General features: G+C 43.9%; 14 protein-coding genes. 6 read left to right on the top strand and 8 right to left on the bottom strand.

Annotation, left to right across the window (positions count from 1 at the left end):
* Window positions 1-29: 29 nt before the first annotated feature.
* Window positions 30-1,010, bottom strand: coding sequence for a 3-dehydro-L-gulonate 2-dehydrogenase (gene yiaK / locus NAF17_RS01005; RefSeq protein WP_252756113.1), 981 nt, complete (start codon window positions 1,008-1,010; stop codon window positions 30-32).
* A 122-nt stretch (window positions 1,011-1,132) separates the two neighbouring features.
* Between yiaK and NAF17_RS01000 the strand changes: the two genes are divergently transcribed.
* Together NAF17_RS01000 and purN are read left to right on the top strand one after the other, a co-directional pair.
* Window positions 1,133-1,633 (top strand): hypothetical protein, encoded by a 501-nt coding sequence (locus NAF17_RS01000; RefSeq protein WP_252756112.1) that lies wholly within the window; start codon window positions 1,133-1,135, stop codon window positions 1,631-1,633.
* Window positions 1,634-1,678: 45 nt separating this feature from the next.
* Window positions 1,679-2,257 carry a phosphoribosylglycinamide formyltransferase gene (purN, locus tag NAF17_RS00995; RefSeq protein ID WP_252756111.1) on the top strand — a complete coding sequence of 193 codons (579 nt, stop codon included), beginning with the start codon at window positions 1,679-1,681 and terminating at the stop codon, window positions 2,255-2,257.
* 25 nt (window positions 2,258-2,282) lie between these two features.
* Here purN and NAF17_RS00990 read toward each other — a convergent pair whose 3' ends face one another.
* Entirely contained in the window at window positions 2,283-4,058 is a 1,776-nt protein-coding gene (locus NAF17_RS00990) for a DUF885 domain-containing protein (protein ID WP_252756110.1), read from the bottom strand.
* A gap of 95 nt (window positions 4,059-4,153) precedes the next feature.
* On the opposite strand from NAF17_RS00990, the gene NAF17_RS00985 reads away from it, so the two are divergent.
* Complete coding sequence (locus NAF17_RS00985; RefSeq protein ID WP_252756109.1) at window positions 4,154-4,633, top strand: DinB family protein; 480 nt, start codon at window positions 4,154-4,156, stop codon at window positions 4,631-4,633.
* 130 nt (window positions 4,634-4,763) lie between these two features.
* Here the strand turns inward: NAF17_RS00985 and NAF17_RS00980 are convergent, their stop codons facing one another.
* Window positions 4,764-6,044, bottom strand: a complete 1,281-nt coding sequence (locus NAF17_RS00980) for an alpha/beta fold hydrolase (RefSeq protein WP_252756108.1) — start codon at window positions 6,042-6,044, stop codon at window positions 4,764-4,766.
* 194 nt (window positions 6,045-6,238) lie between these two features.
* Between NAF17_RS00980 and NAF17_RS00975 the strand changes: the two genes are divergently transcribed.
* Window positions 6,239-8,695 (top strand): TonB-dependent receptor, encoded by a 2,457-nt coding sequence (locus NAF17_RS00975; RefSeq protein ID WP_252756107.1) that lies wholly within the window; start codon window positions 6,239-6,241, stop codon window positions 8,693-8,695.
* A gap of 59 nt (window positions 8,696-8,754) precedes the next feature.
* On the opposite strand, the gene NAF17_RS00970 is transcribed toward NAF17_RS00975, so the two are convergent.
* The gene (locus tag NAF17_RS00970; RefSeq protein ID WP_252756106.1) at window positions 8,755-8,910 is read right to left on the bottom strand and encodes a KTSC domain-containing protein; all 156 of its coding nucleotides are present in this window, start codon (window positions 8,908-8,910) and stop codon (window positions 8,755-8,757) included.
* Window positions 8,911-8,949: 39 nt separating this feature from the next.
* The gene (locus NAF17_RS00965; RefSeq protein WP_252756105.1) at window positions 8,950-9,333 is read right to left on the bottom strand and encodes a DUF1634 domain-containing protein; all 384 of its coding nucleotides are present in this window, start codon (window positions 9,331-9,333) and stop codon (window positions 8,950-8,952) included.
* Window positions 9,334-9,568: 235 nt separating this feature from the next.
* Here NAF17_RS00965 and leuS point away from each other — a divergent pair, with 235 nt between their 5' ends.
* Together leuS and NAF17_RS00955 are read left to right on the top strand one after the other, a co-directional pair.
* On the top strand, window positions 9,569-12,376 hold the full coding sequence (gene leuS / locus NAF17_RS00960) for a leucine--tRNA ligase (protein WP_252756104.1): 2,808 nt from the start codon (window positions 9,569-9,571) through the stop codon (window positions 12,374-12,376).
* A 186-nt stretch (window positions 12,377-12,562) separates the two neighbouring features.
* Window positions 12,563-15,124, top strand: a complete 2,562-nt coding sequence (locus tag NAF17_RS00955) for a TonB-dependent receptor (RefSeq protein WP_252756103.1) — start codon at window positions 12,563-12,565, stop codon at window positions 15,122-15,124.
* A gap of 74 nt (window positions 15,125-15,198) precedes the next feature.
* Here the strand turns inward: NAF17_RS00955 and NAF17_RS00950 are convergent, their stop codons facing one another.
* From NAF17_RS00950 to NAF17_RS00940, 3 genes are all read right to left on the bottom strand, one after another.
* Window positions 15,199-15,630 (bottom strand): WapI family immunity protein, encoded by a 432-nt coding sequence (locus tag NAF17_RS00950; protein WP_252756102.1) that lies wholly within the window; start codon window positions 15,628-15,630, stop codon window positions 15,199-15,201.
* A gap of 82 nt (window positions 15,631-15,712) precedes the next feature.
* Window positions 15,713-17,011 (bottom strand): phosphopyruvate hydratase, encoded by a 1,299-nt coding sequence (eno, locus tag NAF17_RS00945; RefSeq protein ID WP_252756101.1) that lies wholly within the window; start codon window positions 17,009-17,011, stop codon window positions 15,713-15,715.
* 195 nt (window positions 17,012-17,206) lie between these two features.
* Window positions 17,207-17,944 (bottom strand): DUF2490 domain-containing protein, encoded by a 738-nt coding sequence (locus NAF17_RS00940; protein ID WP_252756100.1) that lies wholly within the window; start codon window positions 17,942-17,944, stop codon window positions 17,207-17,209.
* Window positions 17,945-17,980 lie beyond the last annotated feature (36 nt).

The following is a 17,980-nucleotide window of genomic DNA, read 5'->3' as shown; positions in this document are numbered from 1 at the left end:
ATAAAAATGTTCCCAAATTGGGATGTTTATTACAAATTTTTCACCTTCTCCCAAGTCATCTCATCAACCCAAACGCCTTCTTTTAAGCTTTGCTCCCTTGTGCGCAGCATGTTTTCGCCGGGGAAAAGGATCTCGGTATCGCTCTCGCTGCTTTTGGTGTAATCAATGATCTGTTCTATCAATGATGCATTCCTTTCGTTATCCGTTTTAATGGCGATGAACACTTGTGATACCCCGGTTTCTTTACGCCCCGATTGGGTAATAACCGCGGTAGAATCGCCCCCGCTTAGTATGGTAGCCAACAGATCGAGCACCAATGACAACCCCGAACCCTTCCAGAAACCGATGGGCAGGGCACGTTTGCTCTCCACTATCGCGGCGGCATCGGTAGTTAAATTGCCTTCGGTATCGTAACCGCCGGGAACGGGTAACGGTTTGTTTTGCGCCTCGTACTGCCATAGTTTGCCAAATGCGTATTGCGAGATAGCCATATCCAGCACCACATTCCCCCCTTCGCGGGGTATAGCAATAATGAGTGGGTTGTTGCCCAGTCGCGGTTCGGTGCCCCCCCAGGGCGGCAGGTTGGCTATGGTATTGGTAAAGCAAAGGCCAATGTAACCGGCATCTGCAGCTTGCTGGCCGTAGGTACCGCCGCGCATCCAGTGGTTGGTGTTTTTAATGGCTACACAACCAATGCCGTTATCGTTCGCAAGGCTAATGGCCCTGTCCATACAAAACCGCGCGTTCAGCATGCCGGGGGCGAGGTTACCGTTCCACTGTTCTATCGCCCCAAAAGCATTTACTTTGGTTGGTACAGCATCAGGGAATACCAAACCTTCTTTTATATATTCGATAAAAGTAGGGAAACGGTTAAGGCCATGGCTATGTACGCCGTCGCGGCTGTTATCGGCAAAAACGGTGGCTATAGCACCGGCAATGTTGTTGTTGATATTTAGGCCGGTAAGCACGCGTTCAAATTCGGCTTTAAGTTGTTGGTAGGGTATGCGCATAAGGCAAATATAACAGGCTTGGGCACGCTGTATAATTATATCCGCCCGAAATATTTTAATATATAATGAGTTATAATAAAGCGGCTTTTGAAATCGCTTAAAAAACTATCTTTGTAGCATAAATGAAGAATAAAAATTTATACTTTTTATTGGTCGGATTAATGGTTTTAAGCTTTACGTTTAACTCCTGCAAAAAGGATAAAACCGACAGCATACAAAGCTTATTCACCAACGGTAAATGGGAGTTAGGTTCAGTTATAGAGTATAAATATTTAGGCGGACAGGAAACCAATAGAGATACCCTGAAATGCAACAATTCCCAGATCTTCAAATTTAACGACGACATGACCTGCAGCTATACTAACCTCGATTGTAAATTATCCACAGTAAGTGGCAGGTGGTCGCTGTCTGACACGAGGTTGTTTTTATTTGCCGATATCACCTACCCTACGGTAACAACAGCGGGCACCAAACAGCCCTTTATAAACTCGCGCATTAGTAACCTTGGCGAGTTTTCGATGGTGCTGGAAACCGGCGATCTGCAAACTTATTTTACCTCAACCGACATGCGGACCATACGGCGTTGGGGCTTTATCAGGATAAAGCCTAATGTTGCCCAATAATTTGAATTAATTTTATATTTTGCGTAACAAAAGCTACCATTTATTTTGAAAAAGAGAATTGCCATTTTTGCCTCAGGGTCGGGATCTAACGCCCAAAAGATAATGGAGCATTTTAAGCGTAATGCGGATGCCGAAGTTGTACTGATATTAACCAACAACCCACAGGCCTACGTTTTACAACGTGCCGATAACTTCGAGATCCCATCGCACATTTTTACCCGCCAGGAGTTTTACGACACCGACGATGTGATAAGCCTGCTTAAAAACCTGCAGGTAGACATTATTGTGCTGGCCGGCTTTTTATGGCTGGTACCACCAAGCCTGCTAAACGCGTTCCCTAATAAAATCATTAACCTGCACCCTGCCCTGTTACCAAAATTTGGTGGCAAAGGCATGTATGGCGATAACGTACACAAAGCCGTGCTGGAAGCCGGCGAAGAAGAATCTGGCATCACCATCCACTTTGTGAACACCCAGTTTGATGAGGGCGAGGTGATCCACCAGTCGCGCTTTAAGATAGAGCCCGGCGATAACCTGGAGATGGTGAAATTTAAAGGCCAGCAGTTAGAGCACCAGCATTTCCCAAAGGTTATTGAAAACCTTTTGAAGAAAATGCGGAGCTAATGATTGATTACCGTTGAATACCTGATTAATGGTTCTTTAGATCCACCTTTGGTATCGCGAACATAGCTTCTTTAATGTATTTAACCGGGGCGCTGCCATAGCTAAGGAATTTCTCGTTAAACTCTTTAAGCTTATACTTATCCGCTTTCTTTTTTTTCCATTCTTCGTGCAGGGCGTTAATTTCTTTGTAACCCGTATAATAACTGGTCAACTGTATACTGCTTACACTAACACGCTTCCATTTGCCCTCGGCTTCGGCCTGTTGTTGAAAAGCCTCTTTGGTTAGCATTTTAATAGCGTCCTCTTTGGCCATGTTGGAACTATGCACGCTGTAATCCAATATCGTATTACATACCGAACGCAGGTGCCACTTGTACCACATCAGGCGCATTTCGGGGGCGCTATCGCCAAAGCCGGCATCTATCATTTCCTGCTCGCTAAATACCGCCCAGCCTTCTACCATCGCACCATTACCAAAAATAGATTTGATCATACTTGGCGCTTTGTTGGCATACACCAATTGTGTATAATGGCCTGGGATAGCCTCGTGGATGCAAAGGATCTGCAGGATATAGTCGTTATACTCCCGCAGGTAACTCTCCGACTTCTCTTTTGACCAGCCCGCAAGGCTGCCCACGTTATAATAGGTATTACCATTTTTATCATACGGGCCGGGCGCACTGATAGACGCGCCTGCAACACCGGCCATATAAGCGGGTTCTTTACGCACCACCAATGGTTTTGTTGGATCGAGCGTTACAATGTCTTTACTACTGATGAACGCGGTAAGCTTAGGGATCTCCTTTTCAATTGCCGACTGGAAATCGCCGGGGGCAACATGTTTGGCCGAAAGTGTATCTATCACCTTAGCAATAAACTCCAATGAATCTTTCGGGATAGGCTGTGTACCAAAATATTTTGGCCAAAGCGTACGGCTTAATTTAGCCATCTCTTTATGCAAAAACTTTTTACGCTCTACTGCCGAGTTATAGGTTTGCTGGGCTGTGCCCTCTGCCTGGATCTCGTATTTAAACTTGGTTTCGTAAAACTGTTTGCCTAGCCTAAAGCTGCGTGGCTTATCATTCTTTAATGCTTTTAACCATGCAGCATATTCCTTTATCGCAGCGGCAGCTGTTTTAGCCCTGTTAAGCATCAACGCTTGCTCGGCAGCAGGGATATTTGTTTTTTTAAGGGAATCGGCAAAGTCATTTTCTATAACGCCAACGCCGCCCAGGTGCTGGTCTATAGCCAGTGAGGCAAGCTCAGCAACCGGGTTTTTAATTTGCTTTTCGGCCTCTTTATAGTACGCCGGGATGTTCTCCATTTTTTGATAAAAACTGCGCAGGCGTTTAGTTAACGGCGCGTAGTTTTCATTTAATATGGTTGCGAAAGAACCAATAACATTATATGATGTAGGGTCCCACTCGTATGCTTTTAACTGATTGTTGTAAAATTGAATCTTCTCCAGCTCGTTTTGCATCATGCGGCTGTCTATCTTGTTGAGGTCGCTCAGCGTATTTGGCTGGTAGCGGCTTAACGAATCTATCTGCACTTTGGCAAACTTAACAGCCAGGTCGCGGGTTTTAGCGCTGGGTATCAATAAAAGGCTGTCGTATTTATGGTAGCCTACGCTGGTAGCCCAGTCGGGGTTGTTTTTCCATAGCTCTTCTAAAAAGTGATCTTCATATCTTAAAAAAGCGGCATCATCTTTTAAAGACAAGTCCTGCATCATTTCGCCGTCCTTTTTACAACCGGTAAAAGCAGCCACATAAAGGGCCATTAATAGTAGTTTTTTGATCACTATGGTACAATTTAACTTTGGTGCATAAACTTAAAACTTTTGCACCATATAAATCAAACCTGTATCTAATTTGTTAAACAACAAACACATTTATTATGGTCCATCAGCAGGAAACACTCATAAACGAATTAATAAAACTGATCGAAGGCGGCGGCGCGCATGCTACTTTAAAAGATGCCCTGGCAGATCTGCCTAAGGAACTGCGCGGTGTAAAGCCGCATAACCTGCCTTACAGCATTTGGCAACTGGCCGAGCATGTCCGCATTGCACAGCGGGATATGCTGGAATTTAGTAAAGACGGCAGCCATCAATCGCCAAAATGGCCCGATGATTACTGGCCTAAAGAAGCCGAACCAAAAGATGATGCCGCATGGGATAAAACCATCGAACAAATTAATACCGACAGGGCCGAATTTATAGTCTTACTAAAAAGCGCGGACATTTACGAGAGGATCCCTCATGGTGACGGACAAAGCATACTGCGAGAAGCCTTGCAGGCAGCCGACCATACATCGTATCACACCTCAGAGATCATATTATTGAGGCGGTTGCTGGGGGCTTGGAAAAGCAAGTAACAGATGTGCGGAGTCTCTCCGCGCGTTATTGCGAGCGGTAGCGTGGCAATCCCCGACTTACTGAGCCGCAGACGAGTCTATCGAAGATTGCCACGTCGCTACGGTTCCTCGCAGCAACGACGCGTGAGAACTATTTCAACCCCTTTATAAAATTCACTATGCCGGTTACCAACTCCGGTTTTAGGGGGAGGTCGGGTTTGCTATAGGTGGCGGTGTTTTGCTCTTTATCTGCCGGGGCTTCCTTTAAAATGTGGTTCATGTTAGGGATCAGCAGCAGCACCGCGTCAGATTTTGCTTTCTTCAGCAGGTCGGCATCAGTAACAGGCACTTGCAGATCTGTAGTACCCTGCACGATCAGTACAGGTATTTTAGCTTTTTTTATCTCGCGCGCTGGCGAATACCTGAACCACGATAACAGGTACGGCTGTATATCCGGCCTGGCAATGGGGTAAAGTTTTGGGTCGATATTATCGGTAAATTTGCCTCTTTTCAAGCTATCCAGCATCCTTTTAAAATTATCCTGGATAAATTTTGGGTAGGCTTTCATTTGTTCAGTTACCACAATATCTGCCGAACGGCCCGCGCCCGCAACAGATATATACGCCTTAACCGGTTGGTCGCGAATGGCCAGCATCCCCACCAGCGAACCCTCGCTGTGCCCTAAAACAATTACTTTAGAGAAGCGCTGATCATCGGTTAGCAAATTCACTAACCCTACGGCATCGTCAACATAATCTTCAAACTTCAGTTCTTTTTCTTTGGTGGTGGTTATGCTTTGGCCTATCAGCCGTTTATCATAACGCAGGCTGGCTATGCCATTTTTGCCAAGTTCATTCGCCAGCATTTTATAGGTATTGCCGTTAAGGCCAAGTTTGGGGCTGTTGCCATCACGGTCCGTAGGGCCAGATCCTGGTATAATAAGCACTACCGGTATTTTGCCTGATGCATTAACGGGTGTTGTTAACGTGCCTGAAATAGACCCCGAAAAGGTTTTAAGCAATATTGGTGCTTCTTTTAATGATGGGTCCATCGCCATGGCTTTAGTTTCCTCCACATATGGGGCAAGAAACAACCCTATTATTTTACTTTGGCTGTTAAGCGACAGGTTAAGCTGAAAAACCGCGTTAGTAAACGTGCCCTTGTAAATTGCCAGCGGCGAACTGAATTTTAAGAAATCGATTTGTTTAAGGCTACCCAGTTGTGATTTTAGCTGCACGGTGGTAGGCTTAAACTTATCTAAAGGTAAGCTTGCCTTCATTTCGGGGCTAAACATAGCAAAGATGCTATCGGGCTGGTTGGCGTTATAAAACTGCTTAAATTTATTGGCGACAGCCGCGTAATTGGCAGGCTCCTGCGCCTTAAGCTGTGCGGCAAATAATAAAACAAAAGCTATCAGGTATATTTTCTTCATGTAATATTCTAATTGTCTGTTGGCGAAATTAATAAATAGAAGGGATTTACTTTTATACTAATAACTTAAAGCAACATTTAATAGTATAAAGCCGTAAAAAACAACAACACATTCCTATCCAATTTAAAATTGTTCTTATATTTAAGGCTTTAAAATGTGGACACTATAAGAAAAATTTCTACGAGGTAATATTAATGAGGGTTAAAATCGGGTGCTTATTTATAGCTATCCTTTCAAGTCTATTTAGTTTTTGCTACGCCCAAACGGGTACGTCAACTATAAGCGGCACTGTTTTAATACAAAATAACCAACCGGCCCAGGCGGCCACGGTTATTCTGTTAAACCTGCCAGACTCGTCTGTGGCTATGTCTGCCCTGGTTGGTAATACCGGAACCTTCCGTTTTAATTTTGTTAATCCCGGCAAGTATATTATACTTGCCACAAGGCTTGGGTTTAAAAAAGCTTACTCCACAAATATTTCTGTTACAGCCGGGCTTGATATCACCACCGCCCATATCACACTATCATCCCTTAATAAAGAATTGAAGGAAGTTTCGATAGTTGCCAAAAAGCCTTATATCGAAGTAAAGCCGGGTAAAATGATCATCAACCCATCGGCCAGTATCGTTGCCGACGGCCAATCGGTATTAGAAATTCTGAGGCAATCGCCGGGGGTGCGTGTAGACAATAACGACAACGTGAGTATTAACGGCCGCCAGGATGCTTTGGTGATGATAGATGGCAAAGCCACCAACCTAACCGGCGCCGACCTTGCCGCACTACTAAAAAGCACCCAGGGCAACAATATCGACCGCATGGAGGTAATAAAAGGAGGTTCGGCCAAGTATGATGCTGCCGGCGGCGGTATCATCAACATTATTTATAAAAAAGGCACTAACATAGGCACTAACGGTACCTTTAATGCATCGGCAGGTTACGGCAAATATTATAAGGGAAGCACAGGCATAAGCTTAAACCATCGCACAAAAACATATAATATTTTTGGTAGTTATAGTGTTGTAGCCAATAAGCAATGGAAAGATGTATATACCGACCGCGCCATTAATTATGCCGGGGTAAAAAGCGATTACAACACTACTTACAAAAGCATTACCGAGTCGCTTAATCATAACTTTAGGTTAGGTGCCGATCTCTCCTTGTCACCAAGCCAAAGTATTGGTTTTTTGATCAATGGCTTTGCAAACAACAACGATATTGATAAGAACAACACGCTTGAAATCTATAATAACGCCGTGTTCGATTCTGTTATTGTTGCCCATTCCAATATCGACAGGGACATCAGCAACATCAATTACAACCTTAACTACACCGCCAAACTGGATAAGGTGGGCAGGAGCATTACAGCCAACGCAACTTATAGCAATTCTAAACGCCACTCGGACGAATATATTACAAACACGTTTGCAGATAACCAGGGCTTTGCATATCGCGAACCATTGCTGCTGCAAAATTTATCGCCCACAAAAATAAAAAACTGGAGTGGCTTGCTTGCGTACACCAACCCTTTGCCAAAGGGCAAAATTGATGCGGGTTTAAAATACAGCTATACCACTACAGATAATAATCTGGTATTTGGCCCCCAGGTAAATGGCGTATACACGGTTAACATTACTTACAGCAATCATTTTTTGTTTAACGAGAAAATTGGCGCCGCCTATATTAACTACACTACCAAATTTGGCAAGTTTGATTTTGACGGTGGCTTACGTGGCGAATATACCAACAACAATGGCACATCATTAGTTACCAACATAACAACCGCTTATGAGGCACCATCTCACCAATATTTTAACATTTTCCCTACGGCGATATTAAATTACAGGTATAACGATAAAAACGAGTTTGCCGTAAATTTAACAAGGGGCATTACCCGGCCGGGGTATGATAAACTTAACCCGTTCCTGTACTTTGTTGACCTTTACACCTACCAGGCGGGCAACCCATACTTAAAGCCCGAATACCATAACACCATTATACTAAGCCACACGTATAATAGCCAAACGGTTACTTCCATCCGTGCCGATTTGGTAACAGGCGCCACATTCCCGTTTTACGGGCAGGACGATGCCAGTAAATTAAGCATGAGCGCCGATGTAAACCTGGGCAGGGTTTATACTTATGGCATTAACATTAATTCGCCTGTAAAATTCACCAGTTGGTGGGCCAGTAATTATGATGTAGATGCATCGTACCAACGCTATGTAGCCTACGCGCAATACGGTAACCTTAATAAAGGCACCGCCGATGTAATAGTTACCTCTACCCAAACCTTTACTTTGCCGGGTGGCTTTGCGGCGCAGCTATCGGGCAAGTTTGAAACCGCTACTTTTTATGGCATTAAACAATTTAGGCCGGCCGGTTTTATGGACGCGGGCATCAGCAAGCAGATCTTTAACAAAATGGGGCGGATAAGTTTAGTTGGGAACGATGTTTTTAAACTGAACCGCGACAAGATATCCATCAACTATCAAAATGTTAATATTAACCTGTTAGACAGGCGGGAATACCGCAAAGTTTACCTAAACTTTAGCTATCGTTTTGGTAAAACAACTGTTAAAAACGCTGCACGGCACGTAACCGGTAACGAGGACGAGCAAAATCGTATGAGGCAACAGCAGCCTTCTCAATAATATTCCACCTTTTCTTCGGGGTATTTACCTTTTATGCGGGTAACAAAATAGTTGCCTAACTATTCTGCTTTTATAAATTTTTTGTAGGCCGCGGGCTTAAAGTTAAAATATTGCCATACGCCGCCATTATCCCTAAACTCCAGTTCGAGGATGTGTTGTTCCCGGTTGTACCCGATGCTTTGTAACGCTGTTGATTTTACCTTGTGCCTGCGCATACTATAAAAGCAGGGCAAGGCAAAAATGGTTTTAGAAAATTACCCCGCATGGCCGCTAAAGGCGCTAATAATGATAATAAGCAGTACGATGAAGGTGATGGCTGTATACAGATGGTCTTTTTCGAGGATGAAACCAACGGCGCTGAATAGCACCCTTACCACGGGCGTTGCAATAAGCAGCACAATACCTGCCTGGATAATAGCCCGCCCCCTTAAATTGATGATGCCGTTAATAATACCACGGGGACTCTGGATAAAATCGGGCACGCCTACAAACTTGTGATAGTTGGCTATACTTTGGCCATGGCGTGTCAAATAAATAACACCGCCGATAAAAACTACAGCCATAGAAATAAAAACGCCGGCACGCAGTACCCACCCTATTACCACCTGCATGTCTTTATCTTTAAACCGCTGTATCATTAAGTGTCGAAAATAACGCTTAAAAAATGGCTTGCCAACTTTAATGTTAACCTATATAATATATAGACTTTATTGAAACTTTGGCCTCTCCCCGGCCCTGTCCGAAGAAGAGGGAGCTGAAAGCTCTTCCTGTTGATCAGTGAAGTCTCCCCTACCGGGGGAGATTTAGAGGGGGTTTAGCTGATTTTAAAGCAGTTTTTACTATTTTCGCAACCTCAATACGGTAAATAAACAAATGGATTATCAATTTAAAGATATAGAGCAAAAGTGGCAGCAGTTTTGGGCCGAGCATAAAACCTTTAAGGCCGAAAACACAAGCAACAAACCCAAGTATTATGTGCTGGATATGTTCCCCTACCCATCTGGCGCGGGGCTGCATGTTGGCCACCCGCTGGGTTATATTGCCTCAGATATTTTTGCACGTTATAAACGTTTAAAAGGTTTTAACGTGTTGCACCCAATGGGTTACGATAGCTTTGGCTTACCGGCCGAGCAGTACGCCATACAAACCGGGCAGCACCCTTCAGTTACTACCGAGGCTAACATTGCCACCTACCGCCGCCAGCTGGACCAGATAGGTTTCTCGTTCGATTGGGACAGGGAAGTGCGCACCAGTTCGCCAGATTATTATAAATGGACACAATGGATCTTTATCCAGTTATTCAATAGCTACTATGATAAGGGTGCGGATAAAGCGCAAAGCATTGCCAACCTGGTTGAGCATTTTGAAAGCAAAGGCTCGGCAGGGATCAACGCTGTTTGCGATGAAGAAATACTAAGCTTTACCGCCCATGAGTGGAAAGCCTTTAGCGAGCAGCAACAACAAGCCGAACTGTTAAAATACCGCCTAACCTACCTACGCGAAAGTACCGTAAACTGGTGCCCTGCACTGGGTACCGTACTGGCTAACGACGAGGTAAAAGATGGCTTTAGCGAGCGCGGGGGCTACCCTGTAGAGCAAAAGAAAATGATGCAGTGGAGTATGCGCATCACCGCCTACGCACAGCGTTTATTAGCAGGTTTAAACCATATTGATTGGCCAGAGCCTTTGAAAGAAATGCAGCGCAACTGGATAGGTAAAAGCGTTGGCGCAAGTGTAAGGTTTCCATTAGAGAAAGTTCCTCCTACCGGGGGAGATTTAGAGGGGGCTTCCTACATAGAAGTTTTCACCACCCGTGTTGATACCGTTTTCGGTGTAAGCTTTTTGGTAATAGCCCCCGAGCATGAGTTGGTTGCCGAACTAACCACGCCGGAGCAAAAGGCCGATATTGATGCCTATATTACCCAAACTAAAAAGAAAAGCGAATTGGACCGTATGGCCGATACCAAAACCGTATCGGGCGCATTTACGGGCAGCTATGTAACCAACCCGCTTAACGGCACCCAGATCCCGGTTTGGATAGCTGATTATGTATTGGCCGGTTACGGTACAGGCGCGGTTATGGCCGTACCATCGGGAGATCAGCGCGACTTTGTGTTTGCGAAGCATTTTAACTTGCCCATCATCCCGATCATCGATATCCAAAATATTGAGGTAGAAGCCGACCCAACCAAAGAAGGTAAATACATCAACAGCGATTTTATAAACGGCTTGGGTTACAAAGAAGCATCCGCAGCTGTAGTTGCTAAACTGGATGAACTGGGCTTGGGTAAAGCAAAAGTGAACTTTAGGATGCGCGATGCCATTTTTGGCCGCCAGCGCTACTGGGGAGAACCTGTACCGGTTTACTTTAAAGGTGGCTTTCCATACCTTATTGACGAGCAACACTTGCCATTATTATTACCCGAGATAGATAAATACTTACCAACCGAAAGCGGCGAACCGCCATTAGGCCGCGCGACCGATTGGAAACACCCGGAGGGTGAATATGAACTTAGCACCATGCCGGGTTGGGCAGGCAGCAGCTGGTATTGGTACCGCTATATGGATGCCCATAACGACCGAGAGTTTGCATCGCGCGAAGCGATCGAATACTGGAAGGACGTAGATTTATACATTGGCGGCAGCGAGCATGCTACAGGTCACTTGCTCTACAGCCGTTTCTGGAACAAGTTTTTGAAGGATATAGGCAAAGTGGTTGAGGAAGAACCTTTCAAGAAGTTGATCAACCAGGGGATGATACAGGGACGGAGTAATTTTGTATATCGTTTAATTGATGACGAAGGCAAAGGAACCAACACTTTTGTATCGCATGGTTTGATCAAAGAATACAAAACCTCTCCGCTACATGTTGATGTAAACATAGTAGAGAACGAAGTTTTGAACCTAAACAAGTTTAAAACCTGGAGAGAAGATTTTGCTGACGCGGAATTTATCCTGGAAAACGGAAAATACATTTGCGGCGTTGAAGTGGAGAAAATGTCCAAGTCCAAATTCAACGTGGTTAACCCGGATGATCTGATAGCCCGTTACGGTGCGGATACTTTGCGTATGTACGAGATGTTCCTTGGTCCGCTGGAGCAAAGCAAACCTTGGAATACCAATGGTATCGAGGGGGTGTTCAAGTTCCTGCGTAAATTCTGGAGGTTATTCCATGATGCGGACTGGAACTTTAACGTAAGCAACGAGGCACCGACTAAAGCCGAGCTAAAATCACTTCACAAGATCATCCAGAAGGTGGAGCAGGATATTGAACGTTTCTCGTTCAATACATCCGTATCCAGCTTTATGATAGCCGTTAACGAACTTACCGACCTGAAGTGCAACAAACGCGCTATCCTACAGGAACTGGTTATTACCCTTGCCCCCTATGCCCCGCATATTTGCGAGGAACTTTGGGTATTGCTGGGTAACCCGGCGGGCAGTATCTCTACCGCGGCATACCCTAAATTTAACCCGGCCTACCTGGTTGAGGAGGAATTTAGCTACCCGGTATCTTTTAACGGAAAAATGAAAACTAATGTCAGCCTTTCGTTGTCTATGGAAGTAGCTGATATTGAAGCTGCAATTTTAGCCAATGCCGATGTGCAAAAATACCTTGATGGCAAAACCCCTAAAAAAGTAATTGTTGTAAAAGGCCGTATTGTAAACATCGTTATTTAACAATAAAAATACTACAGCCCCTGTGCTTAAGTGCTTTAACAAGCCGCAAGCGCAGGGGCTTTTTGCTGCCCCTTAGTGTAACATGTACATTACATTAACATAAAATTTACACAAAACCGATAACTGCCTGTAACATTTTTGGCATTTTCGCCTCCAATTATCAAAAACGCCCTAAATAGTTCTTATATGAAACGAATACTTTTACTTTTATTAGTTATATGTGCCTCAATATCAGCCAAAGCCCAGTTTGGGGTTAGCGGTGGTGGCGGCTCCAATATCATCGGCAAGATCTCTGGTACGGTGGTAGATTCACTTACCAAAAAACCGGTTGATTATGCTACCATCAGCATCTTTAAAAGCGGTGCAAAAACGCCTATTAACGGTGTGTTAACAGATGCGAAAGGAAACTTTAAGCTGGATAACATCCGCGCGGGTAAATACAAAATTACCGTATCATTCATCGGTTACCCTACCAAAACTTTCGACCCTGTTGAAACCACGGCTTCAAAACCGGATAATAACATGGGCCAGTTAGTTATTGCCCCAAGCGCAAAAACCTTAAAAGAGGTGCAGGTTGTTGGCCAGCAGGCGCTTATCGAAAACAAAATTGATAAGATAGTTTATAATGCCGAAAAAGACCTTACCGCAGCAGGCGGTAACGCTACAGACGTTTTGCAGAAAGTGCCATTGGTATCTGTTGATATGAACGGTAACGTAGCCATCCGCGGCGATCAAAACGTTCGTGTGTTGATCAACGGCAAACCATCGGGTGCAACATCAGCAAGCCTTAGCGACGTATTAAAAACCATCCCTGCCGATCAGATCAAAAGCATTGAGGTATTAACTTCACCATCTGCCAAGTATGATGCAGAGGGTTCTGGTGGTATCATCAACATCATTACTAAAACCAAAAATGCATCGGGCATCAGCGGTGGTGTTAGCGGTGGTGTAGGTACACGCCAAAACAACGGTAACATCAACTTCAATTACAACAAAAACCGTTTTAACTTTTCGGCCAACCTTGGTGGTAACCTTACCTGGCCGCAAAGGTCATTTTCAGACTTCAGGCAAGAATTAAAAGTTGGTGCTGCTACAGAGAAAAACTCAAGCAATACCAGTAACGAAATTAAACGCCATGGTGCGAGGGGTTCGCTTAGTGCAGGCTACGAGTTTAACGGCTTTAACAGCATTAATAGTACGCTTACCTTAAACGATGGTGGTTTTAACGCCAACGGTGGTGGTGATTACCACTTTGAAGATGCCGCTAATTCTATCGTGAAAGACTACATTGGCCGCTCAATATCACACAATAAATTTAGTGGGTTTGACTGGAATGTTGACTACACGCACAAATTTAAAAAAGAAGGCCACGAGATAGTGGTATCCGGCCAGTGGAGCCACAGCATTGTTAAATCAGATTACCTGAATGAATTTAGCGACCGTTATGCAAGTCAAAAAGGTAACAACAACGGCAAAAACAACGAGTACACCGCCCAGGCAGATTATACCAACCCTATCAGCAAAACATTAAAATTGGAGGCCGGTGGTAAAACCATCCAAAGGCGCATTAACAGTGTGTACGATATATTCACCGTTACCCCGGGCGATATCAACGACCCTAACCCGGTTGGTATAAACCCTATTAGGGATAACCTAAACTCTAACCTGTACAATTACAATCAAAACGTATATGCCGGTTACAGTGTGGTCACCTTTAATTTGCCTAAGAACTTTGCGATTTTAGCCGGTTTCCGTTACGAGAACACGCAGATCACAGGTGACCCGCAAACACCTTACGCAACGCCGGGCAGCAACTCGCAGGAGTTAAAACCATTTACCGCAAGCTATAATACTTATGTACCAAGCTTAACGTTGCAAAAAACTTTGGGCTCCAATACGTTTAAATTATCGTACAGCAAACGTATCCAACGCCCAAGTTTACAGGTGTTAAACCCGTTCATTAACCGTGCACAGCAGCAAAGCCAAAGTGTAGGTAACCCTAACCTTGCACCGGAAGTATCGCAAACGGTTGAGTTAAACTATAACACGTTTGTTAAATCATCGGTATTAAACTTCTCGGTTTACTACAAAAACACCCGCGACCTTATTGAAGGTATTGCTACACCAATAACTGATAATGGTGTTGTGGTTAACCGTACTATCCAAAATAACGTTGCCGCAAATAACTCTGTAGGTGCAAGTTTCTTTGGTTCCATAAACCCTATCAAAGCTTTAACCATTCGTGGTAGCATCAACGTGTTTACCTATAATCCAAGTGTGTATGATGCTTACGCAGGCTTTGTTAACCAGGACGCGTTAAAAACCCGCTTAGTGTCTACCCTATTCGGTAGCGCACAGCTTAATTTGCCTAAGAACTTTATTGTAGAGGCATTTGGGTTCACCAACTCGGCCCGCAGGACCATCCAGGGTGCAAGCCCTGCTTTCGGGATCTACGCGTTCGGGATCAAAAAACAGTTCCTGAATAAAAAGGCTTCTATCGGTTTTAACACAGTGCAGCCTTTTGCAGTTAACAAATCGTTCGATCAGAATATCTCAAGCCCTACATTCACACAAACATCACACACCCTGTTCCCTTTCCAATCATTTGGTATAACGTTTAGCTACAGCTTTGGTAAAATAAGCTTTAAAGCACCAAACCCAACCCAGAAAAAGAAAGGCGTTAACAATGACGACCAGATCCAGGGTGGCGACCAAAATGGTGGTGCAGCACCGGCAGGTGGCAGATAATAGCCCAAAACAACAATTACATATAAGCAAAACGCCCCTTCGGAAACAGAGGGGCGTTTTTTTGTATTAAGATTTTATTTAACGCCTTTCATTCCGCCATACCTAAATACAATGGACTTCAATTGTGTTAAAGTCGATTGGATGTAACTTTGATCTGTAGGATAATCAAAGTTTAGCTTATTGCTATCTTTATAGAAAGTCCCATCTACCATTATGACACCATTAACATCATATTGCAGCTTAAAAACTAAATTTTCTTCATAGTTCCTAAAGTAAACAACACCTGACAAATCCTCGTTGGCTTTTAATAGGTATTGGTAAAATTCAAATATTTCTCCCGTGGACGAATAGAAATAGGAATTAACACTAAAATCATCTATTTCTATTTTTAGACAACAGGTTACATCATATCCTCCCCAATGGCCGGTTTCATTTGGGAAACCATGAACCTCATTAAAAGTTATTCTTATAAAGTTTCCGTTTCCTTTTATTTCAAATTCTTCCATTGTTGTAAATATAAAATTATCTCAACAAAAAAGCCGGTCAATTACTCGACCGGCTTTCTATTTCAATTAAGCTTACGCTAAATTATTTCTTATTATAATATTTAAAGTCTTTACCAATAAAACGTGCTGCATCGCCAAGTTCTTCTTCGATGCGCAGCAATTGGTTGTATTTGGCTATCCTGTCAGATCGTGACGCAGAACCGGTTTTAATTTGGCCACAGTTAAGGGCAACAGCAAGGTCGGCAATGGTAACGTCTTCAGTTTCGCCGCTACGGTGACTCATTACAGATGTGTAACCGTTAGTTTGCGCTAAAGTAACCGCGTTAATGGTTTCGGTTAACGAACCTATCTGGTTAACTTTTACCAGGATAGAGTTTGCAGTATGGGTAGAGATACCTTGTTGTAAACGTTTTACGTTGGTTACAAACAAATCATCACCCACTAACTGTACTTTATCACCAATTTTCTCGGTCAATAATTTCCAGCCTGCCCAGTCATCCTCGCCCATACCATCCTCGATAGATATGATCGGATATTTGGCAGCTAACTCAGCAAGGTAATCTGCCTGTTGCTCGCTGGTACGGATAGCACCTTTTTCGCCTTCAAATTTTGTGTAATCGTATTTACCGTCTTTGTAAAACTCAGAAGCGGCACAGTCAAACGCAAGGCAGATATCTACACCCGGTTTATAACCAGCTTTTTCAATAGCCTGTAAAATGGTTTCAACCCCATCTTCGGTACCTTCAAAGGTTGGTGCAAAACCACCTTCATCGCCTACTGCTGTAGACAGGCCCCTGTCATGTAAGATCTTCTTAAGGTTGTGGAACACTTCGGTACCCCAACGTAAAGCTTCAGAGAAAGATGATGCGCCAACCGGCATGATCATAAACTCCTGGAACGCGATAGGCGCATCGGAGTGTGAACCACCGTTAACAATATTCATCATTGGGATAGGCAACGTGTTGGCGTTAACACCACCAATGTAGCGGTATAAAGGCTGGCGGCTTTCTTGCGCTGCTGCTTTAGCAACCGCTAAAGAAACACCAAGGATTGCGTTAGCACCCAGTTTGCTTTTATTTTCGGTACCGTCAAGCGCTATCATAATAGCATCAACAGCATTTTGTTCAAATACATCAACACCTTTTAATTCGTCGGCTATAATGTTGTTTACGTTATCAACGGCTTTTAATACGCCTTTGCCCATGTAAACGGCTTTATCGTTATCGCGAAGCTCAACAGCCTCGTGGATACCGGTTGAAGCACCTGATGGTACTGCAGCGCGGCCAAGCACACCGTTTTCTGTAATTACGTCTACCTCGATTGTTGGGTTACCGCGCGAATCAAGTATCTGGCGCGCATGAACAGCAATTATTAAGCTCATAGTTTTATATTGTCGAATTTTGAGTGATATACTATACTAATTTGGTGGGCTAAGGTAAGTGCAAAAACAGGAAATAGCAACGCAAATTTTGCATTTGTAGTGATTATTAATGGTTTGTTTACATACCGTTGTTTTTAAAACCATCTATTTTTGCTTCAAATTATAAAATTGTACCGGTAGAACTTCGGTATCACATCAATCGCTTGTGGTTGGCACACGCTCGCCCTCGGCGCTATTTTTTCGGTTTATACGGTACATCAGCGTCAGCATCATGTTGTTTTTGGCGCTACTGTTAACTGCGGTGTAGTTACGCTGGTTGACCCACCCTGCCTGCAGTATCCATTTTTTATCAAACTGGTAACCTAAGGAGGCCGCAACACGGTTGCGCTCGAAGTTTGGGGTTTTGTTATTAAAGAAAATCTCATTAAAAACGGAGATAAACCAGGTTTTAGCTACGATCTTTTTATTATTAAGCGGGATAAACATATTTAAACGATAACGGAAGCGGTTGCGGTAATCTCCGTTTACCCAGCGTTGCTCTACCCTATAACGGTGCTCAAATTTTAACGGGGTGAGGAACTGGTTAATGGTCATCTGCTCCCAAACGCGAAACTCATTGGTAAGCGGGCCTTTGTCTACATCAAAATAATCGTAGGTGTGGTAAATGCCCGTACCTAACAAGGCAGTAAAATTCTTGTCGATATCGTAGCTTACGCCGGCCTTGGCTTCGTAATATTGAAACTGGCTGAAACCCGCGCCGTTTGTACGTGCCTGGAACTCGGTATAACCGCCCCATCTATGAGCGCTGTCGCCGGGCATTACAACGGTTAAGATGCCCCATGTACCGGTTTTAGAATCCTGCGCGTTAACTTTAAATGAACACACCGTAAAAATAACAAGCAGTAGTAATACGCCTGAGATATTCTTTAACATTTGTTTAATATTAATTTAATGCAAATGTATTTCCTC

This window comes from Mucilaginibacter aurantiaciroseus (assembly GCF_024055595.1).
GTDB classification, from domain to species: Bacteria; Bacteroidota; Bacteroidia; order Sphingobacteriales; family Sphingobacteriaceae; genus Mucilaginibacter; species Mucilaginibacter aurantiaciroseus.
Note: the sequence above shows the minus strand (reverse complement) of the source record. Positions and strands in the feature narration are given on the sequence as shown.

What these genes read in the sequence shown, in the direction of transcription:
- yiaK (WP_252756113.1), bottom strand. Translation starts at nt 1,010, where the DNA reads ATGCGCATACCCTACCAACAACTTAAAGCCGAATTTGAACGCGTGCTT.
- NAF17_RS01000 (WP_252756112.1), top strand. Translation starts at nt 1,133, where the DNA reads ATGAAGAATAAAAATTTATACTTTTTATTGGTCGGATTAATGGTTTTA.
- NAF17_RS00985 (WP_252756109.1), top strand. Translation starts at nt 4,154, where the DNA reads ATGGTCCATCAGCAGGAAACACTCATAAACGAATTAATAAAACTGATC.
- NAF17_RS00980 (WP_252756108.1), bottom strand. Translation starts at nt 6,044, where the DNA reads ATGAAGAAAATATACCTGATAGCTTTTGTTTTATTATTTGCCGCACAG.
- NAF17_RS00975 (WP_252756107.1), top strand. Translation starts at nt 6,239, where the DNA reads ATGAGGGTTAAAATCGGGTGCTTATTTATAGCTATCCTTTCAAGTCTA.
- NAF17_RS00970 (WP_252756106.1), bottom strand. Translation starts at nt 8,910, where the DNA reads ATGCGCAGGCACAAGGTAAAATCAACAGCGTTACAAAGCATCGGGTAC.
- NAF17_RS00965 (WP_252756105.1), bottom strand. Translation starts at nt 9,333, where the DNA reads ATGATACAGCGGTTTAAAGATAAAGACATGCAGGTGGTAATAGGGTGG.
- leuS (WP_252756104.1), top strand. Translation starts at nt 9,569, where the DNA reads ATGGATTATCAATTTAAAGATATAGAGCAAAAGTGGCAGCAGTTTTGG.
- NAF17_RS00955 (WP_252756103.1), top strand. Translation starts at nt 12,563, where the DNA reads ATGAAACGAATACTTTTACTTTTATTAGTTATATGTGCCTCAATATCA.
- NAF17_RS00950 (WP_252756102.1), bottom strand. Translation starts at nt 15,630, where the DNA reads ATGGAAGAATTTGAAATAAAAGGAAACGGAAACTTTATAAGAATAACT.
- eno (WP_252756101.1), bottom strand. Translation starts at nt 17,011, where the DNA reads ATGAGCTTAATAATTGCTGTTCATGCGCGCCAGATACTTGATTCGCGC.
- NAF17_RS00940 (WP_252756100.1), bottom strand. Translation starts at nt 17,944, where the DNA reads ATGTTAAAGAATATCTCAGGCGTATTACTACTGCTTGTTATTTTTACG.